This window comes from Streptomyces rubiginosohelvolus, assembly GCF_014649875.1.
Lineage (GTDB): Bacteria > Actinomycetota > Actinomycetes > Streptomycetales > Streptomycetaceae > Streptomyces > Streptomyces rubiginosohelvolus.
Window position 1 is genome coordinate 119,145 of record NZ_BMTW01000021.1, and the last position, 6,374, is coordinate 125,518.

Genomic DNA, 6,374 nt, shown 5'->3' on the forward strand with positions numbered 1-6,374 from the left:
CGGGCTACGACGCGGGCCGCCACTGAGACCCGGGCTACGACGCGGGGCGCTCCGCGACCAGCACCCCCACCTTGTCGATGCGGTGCTCGGGGTTGCCGAACTCATCGCGCCAGAAGTTCCCGGCCGCGTCGTCCTCGGGGGTCGCGCAGGTGGAGAGCGTGATCATCGCCCGGGTCGGTTCCTCCCCCGGCTTCCCCGGCACCTCGGCCCGCTGCTCGGCGAGCGAGCGCTCGCTGCGGAAGGAGGTCTGCCGGGTGGCGGTGATCTCGTAGGTGTAGCGGGTGCCGTCCTCCGTCACGTACACGGAATCGCCCTTCTCCACCTCCGGCAGGTCGCGCAGCACCCCTCCGGCGCTCAACCGGTGCGCGGTGACGAGGTAGTTGCCGACCTCGCCCGGCCCGACCCCGCCCTTCTCCCCGTACGGGCTGGCCGCGACGCCCCGGTCCTGGATCCGGCTGCCGGGACGGTCGTCGGTCGTCCCCTCGTACGGCACGACGTCCAGGTCCTCGACGCCGATGGCGGGGACGGCGATGACGGCGACCTCGGTACGCGGGGCCGTGCGGTCGGCGGGGGCCGCGGCGGCGGTGCCCGCGCCGACGGTCAGCAGCACGGCGGCACCGGCACAGGCAGAGGCCCTGAGGAACGTACGGGTACGAAGGCGGTGGCGGCGGCGCATGAGCTTCCCCATCCAGGACCGGATCAGTAGCCCCGGTCCCTGTACCTCCAGTACACCAGGACACCGCCGGGAGCGCCCGGGGGCCCGGGGATCAGTCGCGGGGCCAGGGCCGTCCGTCGAGCCGTTCGATCGAGAGGTTCAGCCGGCTGAGCGAGGCGGCGAGCTGTTCCGCCTCCTCCGGGGTCCAGTCGGCGAGGACCTTGGCGAGGCCGGCCACGTTCCTGCTCCGGTCGCTGTCGAGGCGGCGTTCGCCCTCCTCGGTGATGGCGAACTTGCGGGCGATCCCGCCGTCGGGGTCCGGGATGCGCTCGACGACCCCGGCCCGCAGCATCGCGGCGGTCTGCCGGTTGAGCGTGGAGGCGTCCAGCCGGAAGGCGTCGCCGAGCTGGCCGATGGACATGGGCCCCTCGGCCTGGATCCGGCTGAGCAGGATGTAGGCGGAGCGGTCGAGCTGCCAGTCCACGCGCGGGGTGACCATGTGCATGTACCGGCCGAGCAGCATCGTCTCGCGTTCGATCCGGCCGATGGGCTTGTCCACGTGCTCTTCCTCCGTTGACCAGGTCTCACGATAGATGTGCATAATGCACATGCTATGCATGATGCATATTCCATGTATCTTGCATGGTCGAACACCCGATGCGCGTCGATCCGCCCGGAAGGGCAAGAGGGAGCAGTACCCGTGGAGAGTTCACCCCCCGCACCCCGCCCGGGAGGCGTGGTCGGCATCCTCGCCTTCGCCGGGATCGTCGCGGCGCTCACGCAGACCCTGGTGGTGCCGCTGATCGCGGAGCTGCCGAGACTGTTCGACACCTCCGCGTCCAACGCCTCCTGGGTCATCACCGCCACCCTGCTCGCCGCCGCGGTGGCCACTCCCGTCGCCGGCCGGCTCGGCGACATGTACGGCAAGCGGCGCATGCTGCTGCTCTCGCTCGTCCCGCTGGTGCTCGGCTCGGTGGTCTGCGCCCTGTCCTCCGCCGTGGTCCCGATGATCGCCGGACGCGGCCTCCAGGGCCTCGGCATGGGGGTGGTCCCGCTCGGCATCAGCCTGCTGCGCGACGTGGTCCCGGCCGAGAAGCTCGGCCCGTCGATCGCGATCATGAGCGCCTCGATGGGCGTGGGCGGTGCGCTGGGCCTGCCGTTCGCCGCCGCCATCGCGGAGAACACCAGCTGGCGGGTGCTGTTCTGGGTGGTCGCCGTGCTGGCTCTCGCGGTCGGCGCGCTGGTCCTCGCCCTGGTCCCCGGGGACCGCCCGGCCGCCCGGTCCGGACGGTTCGATCTGCCCGGGGCCGTCGGCCTCGGCACCGCCCTGATCTGCCTGCTGCTCGCCGTGTCCAAGGGCGCCGACTGGGGCTGGGGCAGCGCCACCACGCTCTCCCTGTTCGCCGCCGTCCTGGTGCTGCTGCCCGCCTGGGGCTGGTGGGAGCTGCGGCTGACCGACCCGCTGGTCGACCTGCGCGTCACGGCCCGCCCCCAGGTCCTCATGACGAACACCGCCTCGGTCCTGGTCGGGTTCGCGATGTACGCCCAGTCCCTCGTCGTGCCCCAGCTGCTCCAGCTGCCCGAGGCCACCGGGTACGGCCTGGGGCAGTCGATGCTCGCGATGGGCCTGTGGATGGCCCCGGCGGGGCTGATGATGATGGCGATGTCCCCGGTCGGCGCGAAGCTGTCCGCGGCCAAGGGCCCGAAGGTCACCCTGGCCGTGGGCAGTCTGCTCATCGCCGCCGGCTACGGCCTGTCCGTACCGCTGATCGGTTCTGACTCCCCGTGGAGCCTGCTGATCGTCACCCTCGTCTGCAACTCGGGCGTCGGCTTCGCGTACGGGGCGATGCCCGCGCTCATCATGGGCGCGGTGCCGCAGTCCGAGACCGCGTCGGCGAACAGCTTCAACGCCCTGATGCGCTCGATCGGCACGTCGTTCGCGGCTGCGGTCATCGGCGTGGTCCTGGCCCGGATGACCACGGACTTCGGCGGCTTCCCGCTGCCCTCGGAAAACGGCTTCCGGGCCGCGATGCTGATCGGCTGCGGGGTCGGCCTCGCCGCCGCGGTCGTCGCCGCGCTCATCCCCGTACGCCCGGCGACCACACCGCTCCGGCCCGCCGCGACCGGACCGGCGGAGGTACCGGAGGCGTCGGAGGCCAAGGCCTGAGCGACGCCCGAACGGCCCACGGCCCGGGGCCCGGCGCTTCAACCGCCGGGCCCCGGGCCGGACTTCGTAAGTCACTTGTACGAACGGCGCGTCACCGGGTCAGTCTCAGCAACCGCCCCGACCGTGCCGTGGCCACCAGCTCCTCGACGGTGGCGAGCTTCACCCGGGGCCGGCCGTCGCGCCGCCCCCGGTCCCGTTCGGCGCGGTCGATCGCGGCCAGGCCCCGGGCGTCCACGACCCGGCGGTTGCGCTGCCGGGCCAGGCGCCGGAACGCCTTGGCGTCGCCCGTCGGCGCGGGCAGCTCCCCGGCGACCGCGTCGGCCAGGAGCGTGCCGACCGTCTCGGCGGCGCAGGTCCGGTTGGCGCCGATCCCGCCGGACGGCCCCCGCTTGATCCAGCCGACCACATAGCTGCCGGGCACCCCGGCCACCCGGCCGCCCTCGTGCGGGACGGTGCCCGATGCCTCGTCGAACGGCAGCCCGGGGACCGGGATTCCTCGGTATCCGATGGCCCGCAGCAACAGCCCGGCACCCAGGTCGGCCGTGCCGCCGCCGTCCGTGACGCGTACGGAGTTCACGCCGTCGCCCTCGCCCCGGATCTCCCGGACCTCGGAGTGGAAGCGGAGCACGATGCGGCGCTCACCGCCCGTGGGGGACGCGGCGTCCGTCCGGACCCGGGCGAGCCCCTTGAGCACCCCGGCCCGGTCACCCGCCCCGGCCGCGTCGATCGCGGCCGCCGTCCGCGGGTCGTGGTCGTCCACCACCAGCTCCACGCCCGGTACGTGCTTCAGCGCGAGGAGTTCGGAGCGGGTGTACGCGGCGTCCCCGGGACCCCGCCGCCCCAGCACCACCACCTCCCGGACCCGGCTCGCCCGCAGCGCGTCCAGGGCGTGGGCGGCGATGTCGGTGGCCGCGAGGGCCTCCGGGTCGGCGACCAGGATCCGGGCGACGTCGAGGGCGACATTGCCGTTGCCGACCACGACGACCCGCTCGGCGCAGAGGTCGACGCCCTGCGCGACGGCCTCCGGATGGGCGTTGTACCAGGCGACGAACGCCGTGGCCGACAGGCAGCCGGGCGTCTCCTCCCCCGGCACCCCGAGCCGCCGGTCCGTGGAGGCGCCGACCGCGTAGATCACCGCGTCGTGGTGGGCCGACAGCTCCTCGGCTGTGACGTCCCGGCCCACCTCGATCCCCAGGTGCATCCGGACCCGGGGATGGGAGTGGAAGCGCGAGAAGGTGTCGCCGACCTTCTTCGTCGCGGGGTGGTCGGGGGCCACCCCGTACCGGACGAGCCCGCCCGCCACCGGCAGCCGGTCGATCAGGGTCACCTCGGCCGCGGTGTGCAGCAGCAGGTCCTGCGCCGCGTACATCCCGGCGGGACCGGTACCGACCACCGCCACCCGCAGCGGCCCGAAGTCGGACGGCAGGCTGCGCTCGAAGACCGGCTCGCCCCAGGCGTGGAAGTTGGGCCCGCCGACCTCCGCCGCGAGCGGTTCGGCACCTTCGTAGTAGGCGGCGTTGATGTCCGCGTACTCCCGCTGCCCGGCGGACAGCGAGTCCACCGGGAAGATCGCGTCCACCGGGCAGGCGTCCGCGCAGGCCCCGCAGTCGATGCACGCCCGCGGGTCGATGTGCAGCATCTCCGTGGAGCCGAAGGCGCGTTCCTCCGGCGTCGGGTGGATGCAGTTGACCGGGCACACGGCCACACAGGTGGCGTCGTTGCAGCAGGTCTGGGTGATGGCGTAGGTCATGGCCCCGGCTCAGATCAGGTTCGCGCGCTTGTAGAACGCGAGGGCGGGCTTGGTGAGCAGACGGGCGGAGGCCAGGAAGTCCATCAGCCCCGAACAGCTCGACCGCATCATCGACTTGTGGTGCGCGTTGCTCTTCGCGGCGGCCAGCGCCCGCCGCTTGTCGAGGCCGGCCTTCCGGTAGACCTCCGGGTTCACCATGCTGGTCACGATGAAGTACGAGGCGACGGCGACGACGAACGCGTTGATCTGCCGCCGCGCCCACCCCGCGCCCTCCAGCCGCTTGAGGGTCTCGTCCCGGGCGAACTTCATGTGCCGGGACTCCTCCACGACGTGGATGTTGTTGATGGTGCGGACGAACGGCACGACCCGCTCGTCGCGCATCCAGTCCCGCTGCATCACGTCGAGGACCTCCTCGGCGACCAGGATCGCCGCGTACGCCGCCTCGCCGAACGCCAGCGTCTTGAACGCCCGGCCCAGCTCCATCACCGCCCGGCGCGGGCGGTAGTGGGGCGCGCCCAGCTTCTGCGCGCCGCGCGCGAACATGATCGAGTGGCGGCACTCCTCGGCTATCTCGGTGAGCGCCCACTGGAACTCCGCGCCCGCCGGGTTCTTCATGTAGATGTCCCGCAGCACCATCTGCTGGAGGATCATCTCGAACCAGATCCCGGTGCTGGCGACCGAAGCCGCCTCCTGCCGGGTCAGCTCCTTGCGCTGCGCCTCGGTCAACTCGTACCAGTAGGCGGTCCCGTAGAGACTGCTCCACTCCGGGCTCGCGCCGTGGAACTCCTTGTCCAGCGGCGTCTCCCAGTCCACCTCGGTGGCCGGGTCGTACGCCAGCTGCGCGGCCGAGTCGAGCAGCCGCCGCGCGACGTCGTCGCCCTCGGGACTTTCCTGGACCTTCGACGAAACGGTGCTGCCGGCCATGCTGCGGCTCCTTGGGTCGAGTGCGGTGATCCTTGATCGTGGTGAGCTGCGGACGACGACGTCCCTGCCGTACGGGGCGGCCGCGCCGGACCTGATACCGGCCGGGCGCCCACCCGCTTGTTAGACGCAAGGTATAACAAGGAGCCCGGGCCGCCTACCCCTCGGTAGAAATCGGCCCGGGACCTCACCACATCTCCTCACCCCGCAAGGCTCCTTCGCGCCAACTACCGGGGATCCTGGGCGAACTTCGCCGTCGCCCAGAAGTAGCCGAGGACCACGAGTCCGAGGCTCCAGCCGACGGCCAGCCAGCCGTTGTGGCCGATCTCGGTGCCCAGCAGCAGGCCGCGCAGGGTCTCGATCGCCGGGGTGAAGGGCTGGTACTCGGCGATCGGCCGGAACCAGCCCGGCATCGTCTCCACCGGGATGAAGGCGCTGGACAGCATCGGGAGCAGGACCATCGGCAGGGCGTTGTTGCTGGCCGCCTCGGCGTTCGGGCTGATCAGGCCCATACCGACGGCGACCCAGGTGAGGGCGGCGGAGAAGAGCACGAGCAGCCCGAACGCGGCCAGCCACTCCACGACCGTGGCGTCCGTGGACCGGAAACCGATGGCCACCCCGACCGCGCCGACCACGACCACGCTCAGCACGCTCTGGAGCACACTGCCGACGACGTGCCCGACGAGCACCGAACTGCGGTGGATCGCCATGGTGCGGAAGCGGGCGATGATGCCCTCGGTCATGTCGTTGGAGACGGACACCGCGGTCCCGACCACGGTGGAGCCGATGGTCAGCAGGAGCAGCCCCGGGACGATGTAGGCGATGTAAGCGGAGCGGTCGGCCCCCGCGCCGCCGATGCCGGCGCTCATGACGTCGCCGAA

At 72.2% G+C, this 6,374-nt stretch carries 6 protein-coding genes; 1 reads left to right on the top strand and 5 read right to left on the bottom strand.

All coding sequences use genetic code 11. The features are described from left to right. Window positions 1-34: 34 nt before the first annotated feature. Window positions 35-676, bottom strand: coding sequence for a class E sortase (locus IE134_RS31595; RefSeq protein ID WP_189432448.1), 642 nt, complete (start codon window positions 674-676; stop codon window positions 35-37). A gap of 91 nt (window positions 677-767) precedes the next feature. Continuing rightward, window positions 768-1,214 (bottom strand): MarR family winged helix-turn-helix transcriptional regulator, encoded by a 447-nt coding sequence (locus IE134_RS31600; RefSeq protein WP_030720593.1) that lies wholly within the window; start codon window positions 1,212-1,214, stop codon window positions 768-770. A gap of 141 nt (window positions 1,215-1,355) precedes the next feature. On the opposite strand from IE134_RS31600, the gene IE134_RS31605 reads away from it, so the two are divergent. Continuing rightward, complete coding sequence (locus IE134_RS31605; protein ID WP_189432432.1) at window positions 1,356-2,822, top strand: MFS transporter; 1,467 nt, start codon at window positions 1,356-1,358, stop codon at window positions 2,820-2,822. A gap of 91 nt (window positions 2,823-2,913) precedes the next feature. Here the strand turns inward: IE134_RS31605 and IE134_RS31610 are convergent, their stop codons facing one another. The 3 genes from IE134_RS31610 to IE134_RS31620 form a co-directional block, all read right to left on the bottom strand. After that, window positions 2,914-4,572, bottom strand: a complete 1,659-nt coding sequence (locus IE134_RS31610) for an FAD-dependent oxidoreductase (RefSeq protein ID WP_189432434.1) — start codon at window positions 4,570-4,572, stop codon at window positions 2,914-2,916. Between the two features lie 9 nt (window positions 4,573-4,581). Beyond that, on the bottom strand, window positions 4,582-5,496 hold the full coding sequence (locus tag IE134_RS31615) for an AurF N-oxygenase family protein (RefSeq protein WP_098016714.1): 915 nt from the start codon (window positions 5,494-5,496) through the stop codon (window positions 4,582-4,584). A 224-nt stretch (window positions 5,497-5,720) separates the two neighbouring features. Next, a partial coding sequence (locus IE134_RS31620) for an ABC transporter permease (protein ID WP_189432435.1) occupies window positions 5,721-6,374 on the bottom strand: 654 nt, incomplete at its 5' end.